This window comes from Endozoicomonas sp. (genome assembly GCF_051008435.1).
Taxonomy (GTDB): domain Bacteria; phylum Pseudomonadota; class Gammaproteobacteria; order Pseudomonadales; family Endozoicomonadaceae; genus Endozoicomonas_A.
In genome coordinates, this window is sequence record NZ_JBPCXO010000238.1 from 1 (window position 1) to 1791 (window position 1791).

General features: G+C 42.4%; 3 protein-coding genes. All 3 read left to right on the top strand.

The genetic code is table 11. The annotated features are described in order from the left end of the window. Window positions 1-253: 253 nt before the first annotated feature. The 3 genes from ACR2PX_RS12180 to ACR2PX_RS12190 are packed head-to-tail and all read left to right on the top strand — an operon-like array spanning window position 254 to window position 1676. Complete coding sequence (locus tag ACR2PX_RS12180) at window positions 254-652, top strand: hypothetical protein (RefSeq protein WP_433999626.1); 399 nt, start codon at window positions 254-256, stop codon at window positions 650-652. Continuing rightward, a complete protein-coding gene (locus tag ACR2PX_RS12185; RefSeq protein ID WP_433999627.1) occupies window positions 649-933 on the top strand; it encodes a YkgJ family cysteine cluster protein in 285 nt (94 codons plus the stop codon). Before ACR2PX_RS12180 ends, ACR2PX_RS12185 begins: the two co-directional genes overlap by 4 nt. After that, window positions 933-1676 carry a GTPase gene (locus ACR2PX_RS12190; RefSeq protein WP_433999628.1) on the top strand — a complete coding sequence of 248 codons (744 nt, stop codon included), beginning with the start codon at window positions 933-935 and terminating at the stop codon, window positions 1674-1676. The genes ACR2PX_RS12185 and ACR2PX_RS12190 overlap by 1 nt, the downstream gene beginning before the upstream one ends. Window positions 1677-1791: the final 115 nt, after the last annotated feature.

Here is a 1791-nt window from a genome sequence, read left to right on the forward strand (position 1 = left end):
GAAGCTTTGCAGTCTGTTCACTCTGCTGTTCGTTGCGGGTTGAGAAAACCATGGGATAAAGGATAGTCGCTGCAAGGGAAAGGTATTATTCTCTTTCTCTGTCCAGCAGTTTTTTAGGAATTACGTAGACACCTATTTCTCATCTTAAATAGAAAGTGTTATGGTTCGTACAAGCAGTTGAGCTGGAGTGCTTAAGTTCTTTTTACTTTTGCATTCCATTTTCCGTTGACTAAATGTAATCAAGAGCTTACCGATGTTTTTGAATCGCCTTTTATTGGATGAGAAGCAGGCTTTTTTAGCCATTGCCCACCATTTAGCTCACTCTGATGACAAGCTAACTCGAGACGAAGAGAATATTCTGGCCAAGTACTGCATGGAAATGCAGATGGACGACATTGTCTACAACAAGTCAGAGTTTGATCTATCCGCAGCTTTGGATGCTTTCCAGACTGATAGCCATAAAAAAATTGCTCTTCTTGAAATTATGGCTCTGGTTTTTGCCGATGGTGTACTGGCTGATGAAGAACAACAGCTGATCGATAAAATCATCTCCCATTTTGATTTGAACCCGAATCTCGCCATTGTCTACCGGGAATGGTCAAAAAGCATTCTCTCTTTGTTTGTTCAGGGTGAAGCGCTCATTCATTTATGAGTTTTCCCTGCACTCGTTGTGGTCTGTGCTGCAAAAACATTAAACATATTGAACCTCTTTCGCGAATGCATAACGGAGACGGTGTGTGTGTGCATTACTCTCCCGAAATAGGCTGCGCAATATACGACAAAAGACCTATTCATTGTCGTATTGATGAGGGGTACGAGATCCTTTTCTCTCAAATAGTAGAAAAGCACGAGTACTATCAGAAAAATGCGGATGTTTGTAACCAACTTCAGCGTGCAACTGGTATGGACAGTAGTTTCAGGATCGAACTGTAATGAATAATATTGATTTTGATGGAATGCTTCGATTTATTCCATCTTCCAGTGAAAATCTGGGTCGGCTTAAGCATCTTAAGCATCAAACCGGCAATCCTCGAGTTGCTGTTTTCGGCAAGTACAACCACGGAAAAAGTACTCTACTCAATGCCTTGATTGGTCAGGACATTTTCAGTGCCGCTGACAAGCGGGAAACCCTGGTCAATAAAGAATATGAGCATGAAGGCGTAGTCTGGGTAGACACCCCGGGGCTAGATGCCGATGTTCACGGTCAGGATGATAAGGAAGCTCGTAATGGCGCTTTCAAAATTGCCGACTTCCTGTTCCTGGTTCATAACGTGAAAGCCGGTGAACTCGACAAATATGAACAACAGCTTTACCGGGACCTGATGAAACAGGACCGAAACTATAAAAGCAAAATGTTTCTGGTGTTAACCCAAATAGACCAGTTGCCTTCAGACGACCTCCAACGTGTGATGAACAGCATCAACCAGCAGATGCCAGACATTACTATCATCCCTGTTTCTGCTATGCGTTATTTGAGAGGGATACGGGAAGAAAAAAGCAGGTTTGTTGAAGTCAGTGGAATGAATGGACTGTTTAATCTGACACACACCTTGAAAGAAGATATTACTCAATTCAGACAAAAGGAGATCAAAAGACTCGTGGATAAAACCCGAATCGAGATTTTCGATCTCCTGGACAGCAAAAACAAAGAATTAGCTTCTCTTGTAGCTTCTTAATAACTGCTGTAAAGCCCACAAGGTAGTATGTGAGAAGCTTTTTCAATCAAGTCCGTCAGCCTTGGAAACGTGCCACTGCCTGTTAACCTGTCTGTCAGATAGTCCCAGAATGAAA